The 23,932-nt window shown below is 68.5% G+C and carries 15 protein-coding genes and 2 riboswitches; of the genes, 11 read left to right on the top strand and 4 right to left on the bottom strand.

All coding sequences use genetic code 11. The features are described from left to right. Positions 1 to 3: 3 nt before the first annotated feature. Positions 4 to 150, bottom strand: a complete 147-nt coding sequence (locus AC1DW0_RS07680; RefSeq protein WP_457353996.1) for a hypothetical protein — start codon at positions 148 to 150, stop codon at positions 4 to 6. Between the two features lie 424 nt (positions 151 to 574). Further along, on the bottom strand, positions 575 to 1,951 hold the full coding sequence (locus AC1DW0_RS07675; RefSeq protein WP_457353998.1) for a sigma-54 dependent transcriptional regulator: 1,377 nt from the start codon (positions 1,949 to 1,951) through the stop codon (positions 575 to 577). A gap of 364 nt (positions 1,952 to 2,315) precedes the next feature. Between AC1DW0_RS07675 and AC1DW0_RS07670 the strand changes: the two genes are divergently transcribed. The 5 genes from AC1DW0_RS07670 (at position 2,316) to AC1DW0_RS07650 (ending at position 10,488) form a co-directional block, all read left to right on the top strand. After that, the gene (locus AC1DW0_RS07670; RefSeq protein ID WP_457354000.1) at positions 2,316 to 2,810 is read left to right on the top strand and encodes a GFA family protein; all 495 of its coding nucleotides are present in this window, start codon (positions 2,316 to 2,318) and stop codon (positions 2,808 to 2,810) included. After that, positions 2,801 to 3,670, top strand: a complete 870-nt coding sequence (locus AC1DW0_RS07665; protein WP_056197013.1) for a lysophospholipid acyltransferase family protein — start codon at positions 2,801 to 2,803, stop codon at positions 3,668 to 3,670. Before AC1DW0_RS07670 ends, AC1DW0_RS07665 begins: the two co-directional genes overlap by 10 nt. Continuing rightward, a complete protein-coding gene (locus tag AC1DW0_RS07660) occupies positions 3,667 to 4,584 on the top strand; it encodes an aspartyl/asparaginyl beta-hydroxylase domain-containing protein (protein ID WP_235531965.1) in 918 nt (305 codons plus the stop codon). Before AC1DW0_RS07665 ends, AC1DW0_RS07660 begins: the two co-directional genes overlap by 4 nt. 4 nt (positions 4,585 to 4,588) lie before the next feature. Next, on the top strand, positions 4,589 to 7,162 hold the full coding sequence (locus tag AC1DW0_RS07655) for an ATP-binding protein (RefSeq protein ID WP_477945299.1): 2,574 nt from the start codon (positions 4,589 to 4,591) through the stop codon (positions 7,160 to 7,162). A gap of 65 nt (positions 7,163 to 7,227) precedes the next feature. After that, on the top strand, positions 7,228 to 10,488 hold the full coding sequence (locus AC1DW0_RS07650) for an amidohydrolase family protein (RefSeq protein ID WP_477945298.1): 3,261 nt from the start codon (positions 7,228 to 7,230) through the stop codon (positions 10,486 to 10,488). Here AC1DW0_RS07650 and AC1DW0_RS07645 read toward each other — a convergent pair. Beyond that, positions 10,485 to 11,315, bottom strand: coding sequence for a PEP-CTERM sorting domain-containing protein (locus tag AC1DW0_RS07645; RefSeq protein WP_477945297.1), 831 nt, complete (start codon positions 11,313 to 11,315; stop codon positions 10,485 to 10,487). The two genes, AC1DW0_RS07650 and AC1DW0_RS07645, sit on opposite strands and share 4 nt — an antisense overlap. A gap of 77 nt (positions 11,316 to 11,392) precedes the next feature. Further along, a riboswitch (glycine riboswitch) is annotated at positions 11,393 to 11,490 on the top strand. 32 nt (positions 11,491 to 11,522) lie between these two features. Beyond that, positions 11,523 to 11,637: riboswitch (glycine riboswitch) on the top strand. A 27-nt stretch (positions 11,638 to 11,664) separates the two neighbouring features. Between AC1DW0_RS07645 and gcvT the strand changes: the two genes are divergently transcribed. Genes gcvT through gcvP form a run of 3 tightly spaced genes read left to right on the top strand, consistent with a single transcriptional unit; the run spans position 11,665 to position 16,081 of the window. Next, complete coding sequence (gcvT, locus tag AC1DW0_RS07640; protein WP_477945296.1) at positions 11,665 to 12,777, top strand: glycine cleavage system aminomethyltransferase GcvT; 1,113 nt, start codon at positions 11,665 to 11,667, stop codon at positions 12,775 to 12,777. 19 nt (positions 12,778 to 12,796) lie between these two features. Then, on the top strand, positions 12,797 to 13,171 hold the full coding sequence (gene gcvH / locus AC1DW0_RS07635; protein WP_056197006.1) for a glycine cleavage system protein GcvH: 375 nt from the start codon (positions 12,797 to 12,799) through the stop codon (positions 13,169 to 13,171). 21 nt (positions 13,172 to 13,192) lie between these two features. Beyond that, positions 13,193 to 16,081: an aminomethyl-transferring glycine dehydrogenase gene (gene gcvP, locus AC1DW0_RS07630; protein WP_477945295.1), complete on the top strand. Its 2,889-nt coding sequence runs from the start codon at positions 13,193 to 13,195 to the stop codon at positions 16,079 to 16,081. Positions 16,082 to 16,139: 58 nt separating this feature from the next. Here gcvP and AC1DW0_RS07625 read toward each other — a convergent pair whose 3' ends face one another. After that, positions 16,140 to 17,993: a sensor domain-containing diguanylate cyclase gene (locus AC1DW0_RS07625; protein ID WP_477945294.1), complete on the bottom strand. Its 1,854-nt coding sequence runs from the start codon at positions 17,991 to 17,993 to the stop codon at positions 16,140 to 16,142. A 72-nt stretch (positions 17,994 to 18,065) separates the two neighbouring features. Here AC1DW0_RS07625 and AC1DW0_RS07620 point away from each other — a divergent pair, with 72 nt between their 5' ends. The 3 genes from AC1DW0_RS07620 to AC1DW0_RS07610 are packed head-to-tail and all read left to right on the top strand — an operon-like array spanning position 18,066 to position 23,917. Further along, on the top strand, positions 18,066 to 19,454 hold the full coding sequence (locus tag AC1DW0_RS07620; protein WP_477945293.1) for an L-serine ammonia-lyase: 1,389 nt from the start codon (positions 18,066 to 18,068) through the stop codon (positions 19,452 to 19,454). A gap of 7 nt (positions 19,455 to 19,461) precedes the next feature. Further along, on the top strand, positions 19,462 to 20,259 hold the full coding sequence (locus tag AC1DW0_RS07615) for an NRDE family protein (protein ID WP_477945292.1): 798 nt from the start codon (positions 19,462 to 19,464) through the stop codon (positions 20,257 to 20,259). A gap of 55 nt (positions 20,260 to 20,314) precedes the next feature. Next, on the top strand, positions 20,315 to 23,917 hold the full coding sequence (locus AC1DW0_RS07610; protein ID WP_477945291.1) for a PAS domain-containing protein: 3,603 nt from the start codon (positions 20,315 to 20,317) through the stop codon (positions 23,915 to 23,917). Positions 23,918 to 23,932: the final 15 nt, after the last annotated feature.

The following is a 23,932-nucleotide window of genomic DNA, read 5'->3' as shown; positions in this document are numbered from 1 at the left end:
CAATCAGCCCCGCGGGGCGTCGCCCAGCAGGTCGTCGAGCTGGGCGTCGCCGGCGATGCGCCGGTAGCGGCGGCGGCCATCGGCCGCGCGCAACTCCTCGACGACACCTTGTTCCTGCAACCAGCCGAGCACAGTCTGAAGCTGTTCCATCGTGATCTCCACTCCCGGGGCTAGCCACCAAAGACAGATGCCTTCGACCGTGTCCGAGGCATGCGGATTCGCGCGCAGGTATCTGGCCAACGCACGCACGGTCGCCGTGGGATCTGTCCCTTCAGCCATGTCTTGATGACGTTTGACGTTGCCTAACCCTGCAAGCGATGTGCCAGGTGTGCGGTCTCGCTCAAGCCCTTGATTTGGCTGGCACCTGGCCGCGCGGCCGCTCCCGGGGTGGCTGGTTTTGTCCTGCCCCGCAGCACAGCAAGCGCGGCCAGCCGACGCGCCGCGAGAGGGCAGACCGGTCAGGATGAATTTGTCCTGGCCCCGTGCTGGATTTGTCCTGACCGCAACGGCCCACGGCATGCCGCAGCCACCGCAGGCTGCGGTGGCCGTCGACAAGCCTTCGGGATGGGGTGGGTCAGGCGGCAGGAAGCCGGAAGCGCTGCGGCTGGATGCCGTGCTTTCGGATCAGCTCGAAGAAGGCACGCCTGTCCTTCTTGGCGGCCTGCGCGGCATGGGTGACGTTTCCGCCGTGGACGGTGAGCAACTGCTCGACATAGCCGCGCTCGAAGCTCTCGACCGCGCGCGTCTTCGCCGCGCGGAACGACTCGTCCTCGGCAGCCTGGGTCTCGCTGCCGGCGCGGCCGATGTCGATGTCTTCCGGCCCGAGCGTGGGCCCCTTGGACAGCAGCACGGCGCGCTCGATCACATGGCGCAACTCGCGCACATTGCCTGGCCAGTCGTGCATGGACAGCTTGTGCAAGGCGGCGGACGACAGCGTGCCCACCCCACGGTCGAACTCGCGCGCGAACTCGCGCAGGAAGTGCAGCGCCAGCACCGGGATGTCCTCACGCCGCTCGCGCAGCGCAGGGATGTTCACGTTGAGCACGTTCAACCGGAAGAACAGGTCCTGCCGGAAATGCGCACCCTGCATCAGCGCGTACAGGTCGGTATTGCTGGCCGCGATCACGCGCACATCGGCGTGCACCACCGAGCTCGAACCCACGGGGCGGTACTCGTGCTCCTGCAGGAACCGCAGCAGCTTGGCCTGCGCCGGCAGCGGCAGGGAGTCCACCTCGTCCAGGAACAAGGTGCCGCCCTCCGCCTGACGCACCAGGCCCGGGCTGGCCGCGTGGGCGGTCGTGTAGGCGCCCTTGGCATGGCCGAAGAGCTCGTTCTCGACCAGCTCCGTCGGCAGCGCGCCGCAGTTCAGCGCCACCCAGGGCCGCGAGGCGCGGGCCGACATGTAGTGCACGGCTCGCGCGCAGACCTCCTTGCCTGTGCCCGTCTCACCCGTGATCAGCACGTTGGCCTGGCAAGCGGCAATCACCGGCAGCTTGGCCGCAACCATTTCGCAGGATCGACTCACATAGACGAAGCCGCGGATGGCGTCCGGGCGCGGTGCGACGGCACCGGGTGCCGCGCCTGGCCCGAGATGCCCGGTAGCCCTGCGCAGGCGGACATCCAGCTCTGCGGCGCTGCATGGGAGCAGGATGAAATCGTGGGAACCCGCCTTGAGCAAGGCGGCCATGTCCACGGCTGCGTGCCTCTCGGCAGCACACAACAGCGCGCACGAGGGATGCCGCTGGTGCAGCCGGGTCACCTGCTCGGCCGCAGATTGCAGGTCGTGAGGGTCGATGACGAGAACAATGCCGACCAAACCCTTCAACCTGTCGTCAGCGTCGCTGGACGCGGCAACCTCTATGCCGTCCAGGCCGCTCATCATTGAAATGACCGTCTGCGCGTGCCCCTTCAGGCAGGAAGCAGCCACGACGGCCCACCTGCACGTTTCCATTCGAGCACCTCGATGTCAGCCGCGACGAGCAGTTCCACGTACAAGGGGCCGAAACGCCGTTGACTTAGGTCACCGAGGTCGGCTCAAGGGCACGCTAAAGCGCTTCAGGCTGCGTTGGCCAAGCGGGCTTGGACTTCGGCGCAACCTCAAGAGCGTTGGGGCGGTTTGAGTTTAAGAGGCATGAAACGAAGCTCCATACTTCAGCTTAGGGAAGCGGTTAACGATTCGGCCGGGTGGCGGCCCGGCGTCGAGGCGGCCCTTCGAAGCTGAGTTGCTGGGGATTCAGGAACAAGGCAATGCATGACTTGGCTGATGGCGTCGCGACCTCAGGTGCGCGGCGCCGTCGCCTGACTGGAGGCGTGGCATGGATGGATTCACGGGCGGCTGCCTGTGCGGCGACGTCCGTATCGTGGCCTGCGGGCAGCCGTACCGGGTGGGCCTTTGCCACTGCCTGGATTGCCGCGCCTACCACGGCGCACTGTTCCACGCCAGCGCGATATTCCCTCAGGACGCGGTGACTATCACCGGCGAGACCCGCGACTACGCCGGGCGCTTCTTCTGCCCACGCTGCGGCTCGTCCGTGTTCGGCTGCAGCGCCGACGAGATCGAGGTGAGCCTGGGCGCACTGGACGCCCCAGCCAGCTGCAGCCCACCTACGAACTCTGGACCGTTCGCCGCGAGTCGTGGCTGCCGCAGTTTCCTCTGGTGCGCCGGTACGCGCATGACCGTGACAGCACAAGCCGCCTTGAGCCCTAGCGCGAGGCGGCTCGGCCGCAGCCACTACGATGCCGCCCCTGGATCAAGTGGGGCGCGGACGATGGCGTGGATGGACTTCTGTGAGGGTGGCGCGTGGGCCTGAGGCTTCTTGTCGGTTTTGTCTGGCTGCTCAGCTGGCTGCCGTTTCGCGCCATCACGGGCCTGGGCTGGCTGATTGGCAACCTCGTCGCATCGATGCCGTCGTCACGCCGGCACATCGGTGAAGTCAACCTCAAGCTCGCGCTGCCGGACTGGACACCGGCAGCTCGCCGCCGCCTGCTGCGCCAGAATTTCGTCGCCATGGTGCAGATGCTGCTGGAGTACGGCTATGGCTGGTTCGCTTCGCGCGAGCGCCTGAAGCGCCTGGTCCGCATCGAAGGCCTTGAGAACCTGCGCGCGTTGGATGGCCGCAATGTCATCTTGATGATGCCCCACTTCACCGGCCTGGACCTGGCCGGCCTGCGGGTGTCGCTGGAGACGCCGCTGGTCAGCATCTACTCGGTTCAGAAGGACCCCTGGCTGGACGCGTTCTTTCGCGCCAAGCGGCTGCGTTTTGGCACCGGCATCATCTTTGCGCGCCAGCAGGGCACGCGGCCGACGCTGCGGGCGCTGAAGGAAGGCTATCGCCTCTACTACCTGCCCGACCAGGACTTTGGCCACCGCGACTCGGTCTTCGTGCCCTTCTTTGGCGTGCCGGCGGCCACCATCGGCGGGCTGTCGCGCATGGCCGCCGTGACCAAAGCGGCTGTGCTGCCCTGCTACCCGCGCCGCGAGGCGGATGGCTACACGCTCGTCATCGAGCCGGCGCTGGAAAATTTCCCGACCGACGATATCGTGGCGGACGCCACCCGCATGAATGCCGTCATCGAGGCTCAAGCGCGCCGACAATTGCACCAATACTTCTGGCTGCACAAGCGCTTCAAGTCACGGCCTCCCGGCGAGGCTGACTTCTACGCCAAATGACCCACGACATTCCCTATATCAAGCTGCTCATCGTGGCGGTCTTCATCGCGAGCACGATGTACGTGCATTTCCGCGGTCGCGTGCGCCTGCGCTTCTTCCGCCAGCTGATGGATCACTCCACCTTCATGGCGCCCATCAACTGCCTGATGTACCTGTTCTCCAGGCTGCCGGCCAAGCCCTATCTGCCGGTGGCCGGCTTCCCGGAGCTCAAGCTGCTGCAAGACCATTGGCAGGACATCCGCGCCGAAGCCTTCAAGCTGGCCGACGCGGGCGAGATCAAGAAGAGCGACAAGTACAACGACGCGGGCTTCAACAGCTTTTTCAAGACCGGCTGGACGCGCTTTCACCTGAAGTGGTATGGCGACGCGCATCCGTCGGCGCGCGAACTCTGCCCGGTGACGACCGGGCTGCTGCAGCGCATCCCGACCGTGAAGGCCGCCATGTTCGCGGCCTTGCCGCCGGGCGGGCGCCTCGTCACCCACCGCGATCCCTTCGCCGGCTCGGTGCGCTATCACCTCGGTCTCGTCACGCCCAATGCCGACAGCTGCTATATCTCGGTCGACGGCGAGCGCTATTCCTGGCGTGACGGCCAGGGCGTCATCTTCGACGAGACCTATCTGCACTACGCAGAGAACCAGTCGGACGTGATGCGCATCATCCTGTTCTGCGACGTCGAGCGGCCGCTCAACAACCCGGTGGCGCGCTGGTTCAACCATTTCATCAGCCACACGCTGATCCGCGCCGCAGCCGCCCCCAACTCGGACACCGACAAGACCGGCGGCATCAACCGGCTGTTTGCCTATGTGCAGCAGGTGCGCATGTTCGGCAAACGCATCAAGGCCAGGAGCCGCTTCGCCTACTACGGCTTGCAGTGGCTGATCTTTGGCGGCTTGTTCGTCTGGTGGCTGTTCTGAACCCATGCTCCGTCTGCGCCTGCTCGGTGGTTTTGAGATCGAGCGGGCCGGCCGCGTCGAGCTGACGCGCCTGCCCAGCCGCGCCAGCGTGCTGCTGCTGGCCCGCCTCGCGCTGGCGCCCAGGCGCCAGCATCCGCGCGAGGAACTTGTCGAACTGCTGTGGCCGGGTGTCGAACTGGACGTCGGCCGCAACCGGCTGCGCCAGACCCTGTCCACGCTGCGTGCCCTGCTCGAAACCGACGAAGCACCGCTCTTCAACGCCGACCGTCTGCAGATCTCGCTGTTGCCCGGTTCGCTCTCGTCCGACGTGCAGGACTTCGAGGCGACTCGCAACCCGTCCCACTATGGCGGTGAGCTGCTGCCTGGCCATTTCGACGACTGGGTCGTCGCCGAGCGGCATCGGCTGGCGGCGCTGGCCGACGATCTGCCCCCGCAGCCGCAGCCGGTGCTCGAGTTCGTGCACGCTCCCGCCCTGCCCTCGTTCGCGACCAGCCTGCCGCGCTACCTGACGCGCTATTTCGCGCCGCCTGGCCGGCTCGAAGCGCTGGCCGTGCGGCTGCCCCAGCTGCGCCTGCTGACGCTCGTCGGCCCGGGCGGCGTGGGCAAGACCCGGCTCGCGGTGGAGCTGGCCTGGCTGCAGTTCGGCGAGCACGACTGGAGCTGCGGCATGGCGGCCCTGGCCGAGGTGCGCGACGAGGCCGGCCTGGTGGCAGCGCTCGAGCGCGCCCTGACCGTCACGCGCGGCGGCGGCTGGCCGGCCATCGAGGCTGCGCTGCAAGACCCCGGTGGCCTTCGGTTGCTGGTGCTGGACAACGCCGAGCAGGCCCTCGGCGTCGTCGCCCAGGCCGTGCAGCGGCTGCTGGCGCAGGCGCCCACGCTGTGCCTGCTCGTCACGTCCCGGCATGCGCTGGAGGTGGACGGCGAAACCCTCGTCGATGTGGCGCCGCTCGCAAGTGCTGACAATTCGGCCCAGGACACCGCCGAGGCCCTCTTCATCGACCGAGCCCGCGCCGTGCGGGCCGACTTCCATGCCAGCCGCGACAACCAGGCCGCGCTGACCGAACTGATCCGCGAGCTTGAGGGCCTGCCGCTGGCGCTGGAGCTGGCGGCCGCGCGCGTGCGCAGTTTTTCGCCGGCCCAGATGCTGGCGCAGTGGCGCGGCCTCGGCACGCAGGCCGCGCCACTGCCTGCCTGGCTCGCGAGCCCGACGCGAGCGCCCCGCCACGCCTCGGTGGCGGGCCTGCTGGACTGGAGCCTGGCCCTGCTCGGCCCCGAGCCGCGCGCCCTGCTGCAGCGCCTGGCCGCCCTGTCCGGTGCTTTCGCCTGGGCCGACGTCGAAGCCCTCGGCGGCACACCGGCACTGCTGAGTGAACTGGTCGGCCATTCCTTGCTGCAGGCCGGCGGCGACGCCGAGCCGCGCTACCGCATGCTGGAGCTGCTGCGCCGCGGCGTGCTGGCGCACGTGGACGCGGCCGAGCAGCGCCAAGCGCGCCGCAAGCTGCGCGCGGCGCTGTGCGACTGGGCGCTGGCGCTGGGCCTGCAGGCGCCCATCACGGCCTGGGCGCCACGGCGCGAGCAGGCTCGCGCCCTTGTGGCCAGCGCGGCGGACGACAGTGACGCGGCCACCGGCCTGCGCCTGGCACTGGCCATGCGCCCCTGCTGGGAAAGCGACGGCGTGGACCGCACGCTGGTGGACCAGCTCGGCCTGCTGCTGCAACTCGCACCCTGCTCCGCCGGCCATGAGCTGCGCGCGCAACTGGCCTTCACACACGGCGACCGCGCCCTCGCGCTGGCCGAGGCCGAGCGTGCGCTGCAACTGGCTGGCAGCGACCCCGTCGCCCGCGCACCGGCTCTGGTGCGCCGTGCCTGGGTGCTGCTGGCCGGCGACAACCGCGAGCAGGGCCAGACCCGCCCGCTTGAAGAAGCTATCGGCCTGGCCCGGCGCGTCGGCGACGTGGCCACCGAGGCACGTGCCTGGCAGCAACTGGCCGCCATCGCCGTGTCGCGTGGCCAGCCCGCGCAGGCCGAGGCGCTGTACGCCCGCGCCCAGGAGCTGTGGGAGGCGGTCGGCCACTCGCGTCAGGCCGCCGCAAGGCTGCGCAACCGCGCCCAGTGCCTGATCGAGCTGGGCGACATCGCCACCGCGCTGGGCTGGATCACCGCCTGCCAGCGGCTGGCCGAGGCCGACGGCGACGGCGTGGGCCAGCTCGACGCGGCCATCTCGCTCGCCATGGTCCACGAAGCCCGCCGCGACTGGCCGGCCATGCTCGCGGCGGCTCGCCAGGCCTTGCGCATCGCGCATGGGCGTCAGCATCTGCACGCGCGGGCCCTGACGCTGCAGCTCTTCCCCCGGCCGCTGGCACGGCTGCGCCACCCCGAGCAGGCGCTGCAGCTGGCGGCCTTTGCCGAGCAGTACTGGCAGCGCCATCTGGGCGCCCTGGGCTCGCGTGAAGCCCGCGCGCTGGCGCGTGTGCGCCGCCTGGCCGGCGCCCAACTCAGCCGTGACGGCGCCAAGCTGGCCTGGGCCTCCGGGCAAACCCTGAACCTCGCAGAAGCCCTGGCCTTGGCTGGGGCGTGACGAACGGGCGGGCAAGCCACCCTTCGCTAGCATCGAAGGTTTTGGTCTTCCCAACACCCGCCTCCATGCATCGTCTGAACGCCGCCCCCGCCCTGCTGCTGGCCGCAGCCCTGGCCGCGAACGCGCAAGAAGCACCCAAGCCTGCCGCGCCGGCCGCGTCCGCGGTCTGGAATGTCAACACGCCGCCCGGCGTGGCCAGGACGGCCAGCATCGATGTGAAGACCGGCACCTGGATGAGCGTGGACGTCAGCCCCGACGGCAAGACGATCGTGTTCGACCTGCTGGGTGACCTGTACACGCTGCCGATCGGCGGCGGCGAGGCCAAGTCGCTGACCCACTCCATCGCCTGGGAACACCAGGCCCGCTTCTCGCCGGACGGCAAGCAGATCGCCTTCCTCAGCGACGCCGGCGGCGGCGACAACATCTGGGTCATGAACGTGGACGGCAGCGGCGCCCGCGCCGTCACCAAGGAAGACTTCCGCCTGCTGAACAACCCTGTCTGGCACCCGAACGGCAAATACCTGCTGGCGCGCAAGCACTACACCGGCACGCGCAGCGCGGGCTCGGGCGAGATCTGGCTCTTCCACGTCGATGGCGACGCGGCCAAGAACAAGGGCGTGCAGCTCAACGAGAAGCCCAACTGGCAGAAGGACCTCGGCGAGCCGGCCGTGTCGCCGGACGGCAAGTACCTCTACTACTCGCAGGACACGACACCCGGAAAGACCTTCGAATACAACAAGGACAGCAATGGCGAGATCTACAAGATCTTCCGCCAGGACCTGGGCGACGGGTCGGTCGAGGCCTTCGTTCAAGGCCCTGGTGGCGCGGTGCGGCCCACGCCCTCGCCGGATGGCAAATACCTGGCCTTCGTGCGCCGCGTGCGCAACCAGAGCACGCTGTTCCTGAAGGACCTGAGCACCGGTGTCGAGCGCCCGGCCTGGAGTGGCCTGTCACGCGACCTGCAGGAGATCTGGGCGATGTGGGGCGTCTACCCCAGCTTCGCGTGGATGCCTGGCTCCAAGGAGATGGTCGTCTGGGCCGAGGGCAAGATCTGGCGCGTCGACCCCTTCAAGGGCACGGCTGCCGACATTCCCTTCCACGTGAAGGACACGCGCGAGCTGCGCGAGCCGATGCGCTTTGCGCAGGACGTGGCCCCGGCGAAGTTCGCCGTGCACCAGTTGCGCGGTGCGCAGGTCTCGCCGGACGGCAAGCGCGTCGTCTACTCGGCGCTGGGCTCGCTCTACGTCAAGGATCTGCCTGACGGCACACCGCGCCGGCTGACCAGGCAGGACGAGTCGTTTGAATTCGCCCCCAGCTGGGCGCGCGACGGCAAGAGCCTGGTCTACGCCACCTGGCGCGACGACACCCAGGGAGCTATCCGCCGCCTGGACATCGCCTCCGGCAAGGAAACCGTCCTCGTCAAGGAGCCGGGCAAATACCTGGAGCCGCGCCTGTCGCCGGACGGCAGGCAGGTGGTCTACCGCAAGGTCAAGGGCGGCGGCCTGACCAGCCCCTGGCACAGCCTGGACACCGGCCTCTACCTCGCCGTGGCCGATGGCTCGGGCAAGCCCGAGCGGATAGCCAAGGAGGGCAGCGGCGCGCAGTTCGGTGCGAAGAGCGACGAGCTCTTCTTCACGAAGACGAGCAGCACGAGCGAGGTCGAGCAGCGCTTCTCGCTGACCCGACTGAACCTGCGCGACCATAGCGAGACCGAGGTGGCGCGCAGCGACGCGGCGGCCGAGTACAGCGTGTCACCCGACGGCCAGTGGCTGGGCTTCGTGGAGCGATACCACGCCTACGTAACGCCGCTGCCGAACGTGCAGGGCCAGTCCGGCAAGACCATCACCGTCGGCGCCAAGATGGACGCGCTGCCGGTGCGCCAGCTCGACGTGAACGCCGGCTCGGCGCTGCACTGGAGCGGCGACAGCAAGAAGCTGCATTTCACGCTGGGAGATGAGCTCTTCACCGCGAACGCCGAAGGGAAGGACAAGGCAACCAGCCAGAAGATCGGCTTCGAGCAGGCCAGCGACAAGCCCAGCGGCAAGATCGCGCTGACGGGCGCCCGCATCGTGACGATGAAGGGGGATGAAGTCGTCGAGGGCGGCACCGTCCTGGTCGACGGCAACCGCATCGTGGCGGTCGGCAAGGACGTCGCGATTCCCGCGGACGCCAAGCGCATCGACGCCAGCGGCAAGACCATCGTGCCCGGCTTCATCGATGCCCACTGGCATGGTTCCATGAACGACTCGGGCCTGATCCCGCAGCAGAGCTGGGTCAACCTCGCCTCGCTGGCCTTCGGCGTGACGACGCTGCACGACCCGTCCAACCTCAGCTCGGCCATCTTCACGCAGGCCGAGATGCAGCGCGCCGGCCTCGTGCTGGGCCCGCGCATCTACTCGACCGGCACCATCCTCTACGGCGCCCGCACGCCCTTCTATTCCAATGTCAACAGCCTGGACGAGGCGCTGACCCATCTGAACCGCCAGAAGGCCGAAGGCGCCATCAGCGTCAAGAGCTACCAGCAGCCGCGCCGCGACCAGCGCCAGCAGGTGCTGGAGGCAGCACGCCAGACCGGCATGATGGTGGTGCCCGAAGGCGGCTCGCTATTTCAGCTGAACATGAGCATGATCGTCGACGGCCACACGACGGTGGAGCATGCGCTGCCCGTCGCCGAGGTCTGGGATGACGTGAAGCAGCTGTGGAGCCAGACGGCAGTGGGCTACACGCCGACGCTGAACGTCGGCTACGGCGGCCTGGACGGCGAGCACTATTGGTACGCCCGCACCGACGTCTGGAAGCACCCGCTGCTGAGCCGCTACGTGCCGCGCACGGTGCTGGAGCCGCGCTCGGTCCGCCGCGAGACCGCGCCCGAAGAGGACTTCAACATCATCCGCGTGGCCCGCACCGCGACCGCGCTGTCACGCGCTGGCGTCAACACCTCCATCGGCGCCCACGGCCAGCGCGAAGGCCTGGGCACGCACTGGGAGATGTGGATGTTCGTCATGGGCGGCATGACGCCGCATGAAGCCCTGCGCACCGCCACCATCAACCCGGCGCGCAACTTCGGCTTCGAGAAGGATCTGGGTTCGCTGGAGCCCGGCAAGCTGGCCGACCTGGTCGTCATCAACGGCAACCCGCTGGCCGACATCCGTCAGTCGGACCGCATCGCCCAGGTCATGCAGAACGGCCGCCTGTTCGACGCAATGACGATGAACCAGGTCGCGCCCGTCGCCAAGGCGCGCAAGCCGCTGTTCTTCGAGGGCGCCGATGGCCAGACCATGCCCATCGACGCGGAGGCCCTGGAGTCGGGCCATATGGGCGACTAAGCCACGCGGCGCCGCCAGAGCAGGAAGGCGGCGCCCAGCCCGATGAGGAGGCCGGTGCCCGGTTCGGGCACCGGCGCTGCCTGCAGATAGTTGAATCCCGAGCCCGAGGTCAGCGTCACCTGGCTCTGCGGCACACCGTTGAGCGAAACCGTCATGCCGCCCCAGCGCAGCGTGTGCCCCAGGTCGAAAGCCGCCGTGGCCAAGGCGCCGCCCTGACCGTTGTATGCGGTCTGGGCCGACGCTTCCAGCTCCACATACAGGGGCAGCATCTGGCCGGTGTTGATGGTGGCCGTGCCGTGCAAAGTGCCGACAGGGTCACCCACATAGCCGTGGATGGCCAGCGTCGGGGAGTTGTTGTACAGATGCCCCCCAGCACCCAGGTCGAAGGCGCCACCACCCACGTCGGCGCGCACCTGCCAGTTCGCCGCAGCCTCATTGGACGCGCCGACACTGAAGCTGCCACTCAGCAGCAGATCGAATTGCACGACCACCTGGGTGCCCGCGGCAACCCCGGCCAAATCCAGCTTGAAATCGTCGCGGAAGATGGCCCGGGCCAGGCTGTTCAGGCTGCCCGTCGAGGTGCCGTCCATCTTCAGGGTGCCGGCCTGTGCGAAGGCATGGGCGGCGCCGCTGGAATTGAAGCCGCCGGTCACGAGGCCGCTGCTCAATTCAGCGGTGCTGGGCTGGGTCAGCAAGGTATTCACCGGGCCGGTGCCGCCGAAGAAATTCGGGTTCACACCCAGCTGCACCGTGACACTGGTGACGGCTCCGGCGGGGGCCGCCAAGGAGGCAATCGCTAGGGCAAGCGCGGCGCGGATGGGCAACATGGCGGCTCCTCATAAATGATGGCCGCGAGTCTGCCCCTAGCTGCTTGCGCGGACAGCCCCCTAGATGTGCATAGAATCCTCACTCGTCAGGAGAGCGCCCCGCTGAAGTTGGGGGCCGCCGAAGGCGCAGGGTCTAGCGATCCGAACGCTCAGGCAAAAGGACTGACAAACGTCTTGAGTGGGCGCCACCAGTGGCAGACACTCCCGACGTTCCTCACTGGAGAGAAGCCGGCCCTGGAGCCGGCTCACCGAAGGGGCAAGCTTGCGCGGGACTGCACACCGCCTTGTCAATCTCTCAGGTACCAGGGACAGCGAGGACATCCAATCCCGAATTCCGTCGGAGCTCTTGATGTCCTCTTTGCTGCAAACGCCCCTGCACGCCCTTCACGTCGAACTCGGCGCCAAGATGGTGCCCTTCGCCGGCTACGACATGCCGGTGCAATACCCCGCCGGCGTGATGGCCGAGCACAAGCACACGCGAGCGGCCGCCGGCCTGTTCGATGTGTCGCACATGGGCCAGGTGCGCCTGGTCGGCTCGGATGCCGCCGCTGCGCTCGAGACCCTGGTGCCGGTCGATATCGTCGACCTCGGCGTCTTCAAGCAGCGTTACGCCCTCTTCACGAACGACCAGGGCGGCCTGCTGGACGACCTGATGGTCTGCAAGCGCCCCGACGACCTGTTCGTCGTCGTCAACGCCGGCTGCAAGGAGCAGGACATTGCTCACATGCAAAAGCACATCGGCTCGCGCTGCGAGGTCATTCCCGTGCCTGAGCGCGCGCTGCTGGCGCTGCAAGGCCCGCTGGCCGTCGACGCGCTCAGCCGCCTGATTCCCGGTGTCGAAAAGCTGACCTTCATGACCGGCGGCTTCTTCTATGTCGACGGCATTGACTTCTTCCTGACCCGCTCGGGCTACACCGGCGAGGATGGCTTCGAAATCTCGGTCCACCAGGATCACGCGATCGCCTTCGCCCGCAAGCTGCTGGCGCAACCCGAGGTCAAGCCCATCGGCCTGGGCGCGCGCGACTCGTTGCGCCTGGAAGCCGGCCTGTGCCTCTACGGCCACGACATCAACGAGACGACCACGCCGGTCGAAGCGGCCATCACCTGGGCCATCCAGAAGGTGCGCCGCGCCGGTGGTGCTCGTGCCGGTGGCTATCCGGGCGCTGCTGTCATCGACGAACAACTCGCCAACGGCGCGGCCCGCAAGCGCGTCGGCCTGGTCGGCAAGGAGCGCATGCCCGTGCGCGAGGGCGCCAAGATCGTCACTCTAGAGGGCACCGAGATCGGCGTCGTCACCAGCGGCACACTCGGCCCCACGGTCAACCAGCCGGTGGCGCTGGCCTATCTTGACAAGGCCCACACCGCCGTTGGCACCGAAGTCTTCGCCATCGTGCGCGACAAGCGCACGCCCATGGTTGTTTCCGCTACCCCCTTCACCCCCAACCGCTACTACCGCGGCTAAACCTCTCGGAGCCTGAACGATGAGCATCAAGTACACCCCCGATCACGAATGGCTTGACGTCCACGGCGACGGCACGGCGACGGTCGGCATCACCGTGCACGCGCAGGACGCGCTGGGCGACGTGGTCTTCGTGGACCTGCCTGAAGTCGGCAAGACCTATGCCGAGAAGGAAGTCGCCGGCGTCGTCGAATCCGTCAAGGCCGCGGCCGACGTCTACATGCCCGTGGACGGCGAAGTCGTCGAAGTGAACGAAGCGCTGCGCGACGACCCGGCGCTTGCCAACACCGACCCGCTCAAGGCCGGCTGGTTCTTCAAGGTCAAGCTGAGCAATCCCAGCCAGCTCGATGCCCTGATGGACTCGACCGCCTACGACGCCCTGCTCAAGACTCTGTAAATCCTCGAAGTAAGACCCGCCATGCCGACGCCGCTCTCCCATCTCGAAGACGCCTCCGAATTCCACGCCCGCCACATCGGGCCGGATGCCGTCGATGAATCCCTGATGTGTGCCGCCGTCGGCGTGGCCAGCCGGACCGCGCTGATCGACGCGGTCGTGCCGAAATCCATCCGCCGCGCCCAGGGCATGAAGCTGCCCGCGCCCATCACCGAGGCCGGCGCGCTGGCCGAGCTGAAGCTCATCGCCGGCAAGAACAAGGTCTACAAGAGCTTCATCGGCCAGGGCTACTACGGCACCCACACGCCGGGCGTCATCCTGCGCAACATCCTCGAGAACCCCGCCTGGTACACGGCCTACACGCCCTACCAGGCCGAGATCTCGCAGGGCCGCATGGAAGCCATCCTGAACTTCCAGACGATGGTGACGGACCTGACCGGCATGGACATCGCCAACGGCTCCATGCTGGACGAGGCCACCTCGGCCGCAGAAGCCGTCACGCTGGCCAAGCGCGGCGTAAAGAGCAAGAGCAACACCCTCATCGTCGCCGGCGACGTGCACCCGCAGACCATCGAAGTCATCCAGACGCGTTGCGCGCCGTTGGGCATCGAGGTGAAGGTCGGCATGGCGCCCGCGCTGATGGCCGAGAACGACTACTTCGCCGTCGTCTGCCAGTACCCCAGCACTACGGGCCTCATCCACGACCTGAAGGTGTTTGCCGACCAGGCTCATGCCAAGCAGGCCGCCTTCATCGTCTGCACCGACCTGCTCGCGCTGACGCTGCTGGTCTCGCCCGGCGAGTTCGGCGCCGACATCGTCGCTGGCAACAGCCAGCGCTTCGGCATGCCCATGGGCGCCGGCGGCCCGCACGCGGCCTTCCTGGCCTGCAAGGACGAGTTCAAGCGCTCCATGCCGGGCCGCCTCGTCGGCGTGAGCAAGGACGCGCAAGGCCACCCCGCCATGCGCCTGGCCCTGCAGACCCGCGAGCAGCACATCCGCCGCGAGAAGGCCACCTCCAACATCTGCACGGCGCAAGTGCTGCCGGCCGTCGTGGCCAGCATGTACGCGGTCTATCACGGCCCGCAAGGCCTCAAGCGCATCGCCGAACGCGTGGCCAGCTACACGGCCATCCTGCACGCTGGCCTGACCCGCATGGGCGCCAAGGTCGTCACGCCGCATGTGTTCGACACGCTGCTGGTCGAGTGCGATCCCGCCCCGGTCATGGCCAAGGCCGTGGCCGCGCAAGCCAACCTGCGCAAGATCAGCGACAAGCACGTCAGCATCGCGCTGGACGAGACGACGACGCGCGCCGACATCGAGGCCATCTGGAGCTGGTTTGCACCCGCTGGTGCGGCCGTGCCGACCGTCACCGAGTTCGCCGCCGGCGTCGACAGCCTGATCCCGACGCAGTTGCGCCGCAGCAGCGCCTACCTGACCCACCCGGTCTTCAACACCCACCACAGCGAAACCGAGATGCTGCGCTACATCCGCAGCCTCTCGGACAAGGACCTGGCGCTGGACCGCAGCATGATCCCGCTGGGCTCCTGCACGATGAAGCTCAACGCCACGGCCGAGATGATCCCCATCACCTGGCCGGAGTTCGCGGGCGTGCACCCCTTCGCGCCGCAAGACCAACTGGCCGGCTACACCGAGCTGGACCAGCTGCTGCAGAACTGGCTGACCGAGTGCACGGGCTACGCCGGCATCAGCCTGCAGCCCAATGCCGGCTCGCAGGGCGAGTACGCCGGCCTCTTGGCCATCAAGGCCTGGCATGAGTCGCGTGGCGACCACCAGCGCAACGTCTGCCTGATCCCCGAATCCGCACACGGCACCAACCCGGCGTCGGCCCAGATGGTGGGCATGCAAGTCGTCGTCACCAAGTGCGACAAGGAAGGCAATATCGACCTGGTCGACCTGAAGGCCAAGTGCGAACAGCACGCCGCCAAGCTCGCCGCCATCATGATCACCTACCCCTCCACGTATGGCGTGTTCGACACGCACGTGAAGGAAATCTGCGCGATGGTGAAGACCCACGGCGGCCGCGTCTACGTGGACGGCGCCAACATGAATGCGCTGGTTGGCGTGGCGGCACCCGGCGAGTTCGGCGGCGACGTCAGCCACCTGAACCTGCACAAGACCTTCTGCATCCCGCACGGCGGTGGCGGCCCGGGCGTCGGCCCGGTCTGCGTCGTCGAAGACCTCGTGCCCTTCCTGCCCGCGCACCGCACGGCGGGCCTGGGCAAGGCCACCAACATCGGCGCCGTCTCCGCCGCACCGCTGGGCAACGCGGCCGTGCTGCCGATCTCGTGGATGTACATCCGCATGATGGGTGCCGAGGGCCTGAAGAAGGCCACCGAGGTGGCCATCCTGTCCGCCAACTACGTGGCGGCCCGCCTGTCGGACCACTACGACATCCACTTCAGCGGCAACATCGACGGCGTCAAGGGCGGCGGCGTGGCCCACGAGTGCATCCTGGACCTGCGTCCGCTGAAGGACAGCTCCGGCGTCAGCGCAGAGGACGTGGCTAAGCGCCTCATCGACTACGGCTTCCATGCGCCGACGCTGAGCTTCCCCGTGGCCGGCACGCTGATGGTCGAGCCGACCGAGAGCGAGTCCCGCGCCGAGCTGGACCGTTTCATCGACGCGATGATCCAGATCCGCCAGGAGATCGCCGACGTCGAGTCCGGCAAGGTCAGCCGCGAGGACAACCCGCTGGTCAACGCGCCGCACACCTCGATGGTCGTCAGCGCCACCGACTGGACCCACGGCTACAGCCGCGAAGCCGCCGCCTTCCCCCTGCCGTCGCTGCGCCGCCAGAAGTACTGGTCGCCGGTGGGCCGCGTGGACAACGTGTGGGGCGACCGCAACCTGTTCTGCAGCTGCGTGCCGCTGAGCGAGTACGAAGAGGCCTGAGGCTCAGGCCATGCGGGTTCGCTGGTATCGGAAAACAGACGACATCCCGGTACCGGTTCTAGCCCTCGTGCGCCAGCTGCACCCGATCACGCCCAGCCGCCTTGGCGGCATAGAGGGCCGTATCGGCGGTCTGCACCAACAGCTCGGGGCGACGATCTGTGCCGGGCACTTCGGCTGCCAGCCCAATGCTGGCCGTGACATGCCCGGTCGGGCTGGCCGGGTGCGGCAGCGCCCGCATTCGCAGCGCGGCGACGATGCGCTCGCCCAGCGCCTGCATCTGCATGGCGCCGGCGCCGGGCACGATGAAGGCGAACTCCTCGCCGCCATAGCGGGCTACCAGCTCGCCGCTGCGGCGGCCGATGGTGTCGGTCAGCACCGCCGCAATCTGGCGCAGGCAGTCGTCGCCGGCGACATGACCCATGCTGTCGTTGTAGGCCTTGAACAGGTCGGCGTCGAGCAGCCCCAGGCCGAGCGGCTGGCCGGCCCGCTGGGCGCGCGCCCATTCAGCAGCCAGCACCGCATCGAAATGCCGGCGGTTGGCCAGCCCGGTCAGGCCGTCGGTCTGGCTCATCAGCTCGAGCTGCCGGTTGGCGGCCTCCAGCGCCGCGGTGCGCTCCAGCACGCGCGCCTCCAGCACGCGTTCGCTGTCGGTCAATGCCTGCACGCGGGCCTGCTCGGCCTGCAGCGCGCGCGCCTGGGCCTGCTCCTTGTCGGCACGCATGCGCGCGTAGCGGTCGGCCAGTGCAAGCGACAGCAGCAGCAGGTCGACCGCCGAGCCGGCCTGGGTGCCGGCGCTGGTGATCAGGTTGCTGGGCAGCACGCCCAGGTTGCGCATATGGCCCAGCAGCACGGCCACCAGCAGCACGCTGAAGGCCACGACGAAGAAGTAGGCACTGCGCTGGCGCTGCAACGTGCCGGTGATGCCGCAGGCCAGCAGCAGCGCGGCGGTCGTGGCGCTGCAGACGGCCCAGAACGGCGCCGTCTGCGCGAACCAGCCCATCAGCAACGGGATGAGCAGCACATTCAGCGCGATCAGCGCACGCAGCCCGAGGTCCAGCCGCGGCATGGTCTGCGGCGTGCGCAGCATGCGGCGCGAGAACATCATCAGCGCGATGGCCGCCACCGAGCCGGGCACGTTGACGCCGCGCTGCTGCCAGAAGGGGGCATCCGGCCAAAGGAAGTTGGTGCCGATGCCGGTGAAGCAAGCCAGCGACGCCGCGATGCTGCCGGCGAACAGCACGTACCAACCGAACGACGCGTCGCGCAGCAGCAGGAAGATCACCAGGTTGTAGAGGCCCACGGCCAGCGCCAGCCCGAAGTACAGCATCTGCACGGCCAGCCGGCGCTGGTCGAAGTGCGGGAAGGCGTCGGCGCGCCACAGTCGGGCCGGCACGATCAGCGAATTCGCGGACGCCACCCGCAGCACCAGCGTTCGGGTCTCGCCCGGGGCCAGCGTGACCGGCACCGCGAAGTTGCCACCCGGCCAGAGCCGCTGCGCAAAGGGGCGCTGGTAGCCGAGCTCATGCCGGACGGCGGTGCCGTCCGGCGCGAGCAGGATCACGTCGAGGTATTGCAGCAGCGGATAGCTGATGTCCAGCATGGCCTGCACCGGCTGGCTGCCGCCGTTGCGCAGCGGCAGGCGCAGCCAGACCGCGGCCCCGGTGTAGCCGAACGACACGGCCTCGCCGCCGGCCGTGCTGGGCTGCCAGTCGCGACGGGCTGCGGCCGCCAGATCCAGCTTGCGGTCCGGGTCCTGCAACAGCTCCCAGTGCGGCCCCAGCGCCAGCCCATCGGCCGGCAGGGCCTGCAGGTCGACACCACCCGCCCAGGCGACGCCCGACAGCAGCCACAACATCCCCGCCACCCACCACCGCCAGGCTTGCTGGCGCCCACCCAAACACCTCTTCAGCATGGGGCGGGAGTGTAGGCAGCGCCCGCACCCGCTTCGCTGAGAGGCTTCCACTCATTGCCCGAAAGGCCTCCCATGGCAGTCTCCGTCTTCGACCTCTTCAAGATCGGCATCGGCCCGAGCAGCTCGCACACGGTCGGGCCGATGCGCGCGGCGCGGCTTTTCGGCCTGCGGCTGCAACACGACGGCCTGCTCGACAAGGTGGCGCGCGTGCAGGTCATCCTGTACGGCAGCCTGGGCGCCACCGGCAAGGGCCACGGCAGCGACAAGGCGGTGCTGCTGGGCCTGGCCGGGCATGAGCCTGACGCAGTGGACATCGAGGCCATCCCGGCCTTGATGGACACCATCCGCGCAGGCGACTTGAACCTGCTCGGCCAGCACCAGGTCGTCTTCGACGAAGCCAAGGACCTGGTCTTCAAGCGCCGCGAGACGCTGCCCTTCCACGCCAACGGCATGCGCTGCATCGCCTTCGACGCGGATGGCAACGAAATCGCCAACCGCGTCTACTACTCCGTCGGCGGCGGTTTTGTCGTCAGCGACGAGGTGGCGGCCGACGGCAGCAAGCAGAAGGTCATCGCGCCAGACACCACCGTGCTGCCCTACCCCTTCAAGTCCGGCGACGAGCTGCTGGAGCTGACCAAGCGCCACGGCATCTCCATCGCCGAGCTGATGCGCCGCAACGAATGCCATTGGCGCACCGAGGCCGAGATCGACGCCGGCCTGATGAAGATCTGGGGCGTCATGCAGGCCTGCGTCACGCGCGGCTGCAAGACCGAGGGCATCCTGCCCGGCGGCTTCAAGGTCAAGCGCCGCGCGGCCCAGCTGCACCGCGACCTGACAGCCAACCCCGAGGCCGCGCTGCGCGACCCACTGCAGGTGATGGACTGGGTCAACCTCTACGCGCTGGCGGTCAACGAAGAGAACGCAGCCGGTGGCCGCGTCGTCACGGCGCCTACCAACGGCGCCGCCGGCATCGTGCCCGCGGTGCTGCACTACTACACGCGCTTCGTGCACCATGCCAATGAACGCGGCGTCGTCGACTTCCTGCTGACCGCCGCAGCCATCGGCATCCTCTACAAGGAAAACGCCTCCATCAGCGGTGCCGAGGTCGGCTGCCAGGGCGAGGTCGGCGTGGCCTGTTCGATGGCTGCAGGGGCCCTCTGCCAGGTGATGGGCGGCACGCCCGAGCAGGTCGAGAACGCCGCCGAGATCGGCATGGAGCACCACTTGGGCCTGACCTGCGATCCGGTCGGCGGCCTGGTGCAGATTCCCTGCATTGAGCGCAACGCGATCGCGTCGGTCAAGGCCATCAACGCGGCGCGCATGGCGCTGCGCGGCGACGGTACCCACTTCGTCAGCCTGGACAAGGTCATCAAGACCATGCGCGACACCGGCGCCGACATGATGACCAAGTACAAGGAAACGGCCCGCGGCGGCCTAGCGGTCAATATCGTCGAGTGCTGACGCGGCCATGTGCCTCGCTGCGTTCGCGCTGAACGCCCACCCGCGCTTCCCCCTCGTCATCGCCGCCAACCGCGACGAGTTTTTCGCTCGCGCTGCGGCGCCCATGGCATGGTGGCCGGATCGGCCCGACATCCTCGCCGGCCGCGATCTCAGTGCCGGCGGCACCTGGTTTGGCCTGACGCGCGCCGGGCGTCTCGCGCTGCTGACCAATGTGCGCGAGCCCGGACGGCAAGTCGCCGATGCGCCGTCGCGCGGCGCCCTGGTCGTTGACTGGCTTGGCTCGTCCAGCGACGCTGACGATTTCGCGGCCGGGCTGGCACAGGGCTACAACGGCTTCAATCTCGTCACTGCCGATCTGGCCCGCAACGCCTGGCACTGGATCAGCAACCGTGCCTCCGCGCCGCTTGAACTGCGGCCCGGCATCCACGCGCTATCGAATGCCTCGCTTGACACGCCCTGGCCCAAGACCTTGGGCCTGTCGGAAGCGCTGGCCGAGGCGCTCGACAGCTCAACCTCGGCGCAGCAACTGGCAAGCCGGCTCTTCGCCGCGCTGACCGACGCCACGCCGGCTCCGGACGCGGCACTTCCCGACACCGGCGTCGGCGTGGCTCGCGAACGCCTGCTGTCGCCCCGCTTCGTGCGCATGCCCGATCCGGCGCGGCCTGACAGGGCTGTCTACGGCACGCGCTGCGCGACCGTGCTGATCCGTGAGGCCAACGGTACTACCCACGTCATCGAGCGCAGCTTCACGGCCAGCGGTGACTGGCTCCCGCCCGTCCACCACGAATTGAGCCGCTGGCCCTGACCCAGGCGCCGCTCAAGCTGATATACAGGCGGGCACCGCCGCTTTTCGCTGCCCGATGACACCCTTGCCTCGCCTGTCGACCGCCCGCTGGACCGCGCTGGCCTGCATGCTCCTGGCCGGTTTTGTCGCGGTGCGCTGGTGCCTGCAACTGGATGTCGGCAGTTTCCTGCCCGGGCTGGCCGAGATCGGCATCGTGTCGTCGGTGCTGCTGCTGCTCGGCGGCGCCACGGCCTGGGTCATGGCCGGCTGGCGCAGCGGGCAAGCGCCAAGCGCTGCTGCCAAGCGCGCCGTGCAGGGCATGGCACTGCTGATGGCCGTGTTGCCAGCCTTGATGCTCATCGAGGCCGTGGGGGGCCTGTCCCTGGGTATCGACATCACCCGCCCCGGCGTGCTGCCAACGGCGCTGAACCCTCACCCCGGCCGCATCTCACCCAATGGCTGCGTGGCCCTGCTGCTGCTGTTCGCCTGCCAGGGCCTGCTGGCCGGCCCGCCACGAACGCTGGCCCGGCGTTTGAGCGCGGTTGGCATCATCGTCGCGGCCTGCATCGCCCTCCTTGGCATCCTGGGCTATCTGCTGAATCTGGAGCAGCTCTACCACTGGGGTTCATACAACCGCCTGACGCTGCCGACGGCCGCTGGCCTGGCGCTGCTGGCCCTGTCGATCTGGGAGTTGCGCCTGAGCTGGAGCGACCTGCGTGAGCGCATCGACCTGCATGAGCAGCGCATCACGCGGCGCTCGCTGGCCGTGCTGGCCCTGGTCGCCGTGGCGGCCGGTGCGGGCGGCTTCGCAGCGCTGGAATCGGAATTCGAGCACACGCGCAAGGAGGACGTGCGCTCCACGGCAGTGCTCACCGCCGAGGCACTGGTCAGCGCCGTCGACGGCGGCGTCTGGCTTGCGCAGACCATCGCCACCCGCCCCGTCGTCATCGAGCAACTCGCGGCGCTGGCCAGCAGCCCGGCCGACACCGCCCGGCGCGAGCGCCTGGGCAACATCACCCGCAGCCTGCTGACGGCCGGCGTCACCGCGGCGCGCTTCGTCGACGCCGCCGGCGCGCCGCTGGCCGAGGCCGGCGCCTTCGCTGCCCAGGCGGGCACGCCGTCGCTGGCGCTGGCTCGCGACTACGCCGCCACGGGTCGTCTCGCCTGGACCAGCGGTTTCCTGCTTGCAACCGACGTTCCGATCATGGACAAGGGCGAGGTGGTGGGCCGCTTCCAGAGTGAGCAGCGCCTGCCATTGATGGACCGCCTGGTCATGCGCATCCGCGATACCGACGCCTCCTCCGACGTGCTGATCTGCAACCGCATCGACAAGGTCGCGTCCTGTGTGCCGTCCAAGCTCTACCCGAAGGCCTTCACCATCCCGATGTTCGACGCGAGCGGCAACGTCAACCTGCCGATCAACCGCGCCCTGCTCGGCGAGACGGGCGTCATGCTGACGCCCGACCTGCGCGGCGTGCCGGTCGTCGCGGCCTATGTGCCGCTTGGGCGCACCGGCCTGGCGATGGTCGTCAAGGCCGACATCGACGCCGTCTTCGCCGTCATCCGCCAGCGCCTGGGCTGGCTGGCCCTGCTGCTGACGGTGCTGACTCTGATGGGCACCTGGGTGCTCAGGCAGCACGTGCGGCCCTTGGTGAAACAGCTGGCCGGCGAGCAGGCGCGCTGCCGCGCCATCCTCGACCACTCCAGCGACGCCTTCATCGGCCTGGACAGCGAAGGCCTCATCACCGACTGGAACCTGCAGGCCGAGCGCCTGTTCGGCTACACGGCGGCCGAGGCGAGGGGCCAGCGCGTTTCCGAACTCATCATCCCGCCCGAGTCACGCGCCGCCCACGAGGCCGGCATGGCACGCTTCCGGCACACCGGCCAGGGCCGCGTCGTCAACCAGCGCGTCGAGCTCATGGCCCAGCACCGCGACGGCCGGCTGCTGGACGTGGAGCTTTCCGTTGCCGCGATGGCCGTGGGCGACGGCTACGCGGCACATGCCTTTGTGCGCGACGTCAGCCAGCGCAAGGCCGCCGCCCGCCAGCTCGCCGCCAGCGAGCAGCGCATGCGCGACGTGACCAACGCCATCCCCGCCATGGTCGGCGTCTTCGATGCCCAGGAGCGCTGCGTCTTTGCCAATGACCTGGCCCTCAAGGTGCACGGCCTCGATCGTGACAAGGCCATCGGCCTGCCCATGCGCGACGGCCTGGGCGAGGCCAGCTATGCCCTGCACGAGCCCCATGTGAAGGCCGTGCTGCAAGGCCAGCGCCAGACTTTCGAGGGCTCGCTGCCCTGGCGCGACGGCACTGGCTATTTCCAGATCCACCTCGTGCCCATGCGCGACGCGCAGACCGATGCCGTCAGCGGCTTCTATCTGATGACCTTCGACATCACGGCCCTGCGCAGTGCCCAGTTGAAGCAGGAGCGCAGCGAGCGGCGCCTGCGCTCCATCACCGACAACCTGCCGGCCCTGATCTCCCACCTGGATGCCGACGGCCGCTATCTGTTCGCCAACCGCCAGTTCGAGACCCTGCTCAAACTCGATCCCGAGCAACTGCTCGGCCGGCGCATTGACGAAGTGCGTGACGCGGACTACGTCGCGCAGGTGCGCCCCTGGCTGGCCAAGGCCATGGCGGGCCAGACCGTCGTCTTCGAATCCGAGACCGGCCCCAGTGTTGGCCAGGCCCGCCAATACCAGCAGACCTACGTGCCGGAGTTCGACCCCGACGGTCAGGTCGTCGGCGTCTTCGCGGTGACCTTCGACATCACCGACCGCAAGCTCGCCGCCCAGCGTCTCGGCGACGCCCAGGCCCACCTCAAGGCCATCGCCGACAACCTGCCGGTGCTGATCTCCTATATCGACCGTAACCAACGCCTGACCTTCGTCAACAAGACCTTCGAGGAATGGATGGGCGTGGCCCCCGAACTGGCCGTCGGCAGCCACCTGAAGGCGCTGATCGGTCCCGAGCTCTATGCCCAGCGCCAGCCGGCCCTGGAGCAGGCGCTGCGCGGCGAACGCGTTGAATTTGAGGTCGCGTCCCAGGCCCTGGGCCTGACCCGGTACCTTCACACCGTCTACATCCCCGACCGGCGCGCCGACGGCAACGTCGCCGGCGTCTACACCCTGTCCACCGACATCACGGCCACCAAGGACATCGAGCGCCGGTTGCATGAACTGGCCCGCATCGATCCGCTGACCCGCCTGCCCAACCGCCGCGAGTTCGAGGAAAGGCTGGCCCTGGCGCTGGCGCGCGCCCGCCGCGGCCAGAAGGCCCTGGCCTTGATCTTCATGGACATCGACCACTTCAAGCGCATCAACGACGGCCATGGCCATGCCGCCGGTGATGCCGTGCTCAAGGAATTTGCCACGCGCATCCGCGGCGCCGTGCGCAGCACCGACACCGCGGCGCGCCTGGCCGGCGACGAGTTCGTCGTCATCCTGGAAGGCCTGCTGAGCGATGCCGAGGCGTCGCACGTGGCGGCCAAGCTCGTCGATGCCATCCGCCCGCCGATGCCACTGCCCGCCGGCGGCGAGATCCTCGTGACGACCAGCGTCGGCATGGCCTGCTGGGGCGGCGTGGGCGACGGTGCCGACGACCTTCTCGAGCGCGCTGACCGGGCCCTGTACCGCGCCAAGGCCGCCGGTCGTGACACCTTCGCACAAACCATCTTCTGATCGCCGGAGCTGGTA

This window comes from Roseateles sp. P4_D2 (genome assembly GCF_056401875.1).
This window is presented reverse-complemented; position numbering and strand designations above follow the sequence as displayed.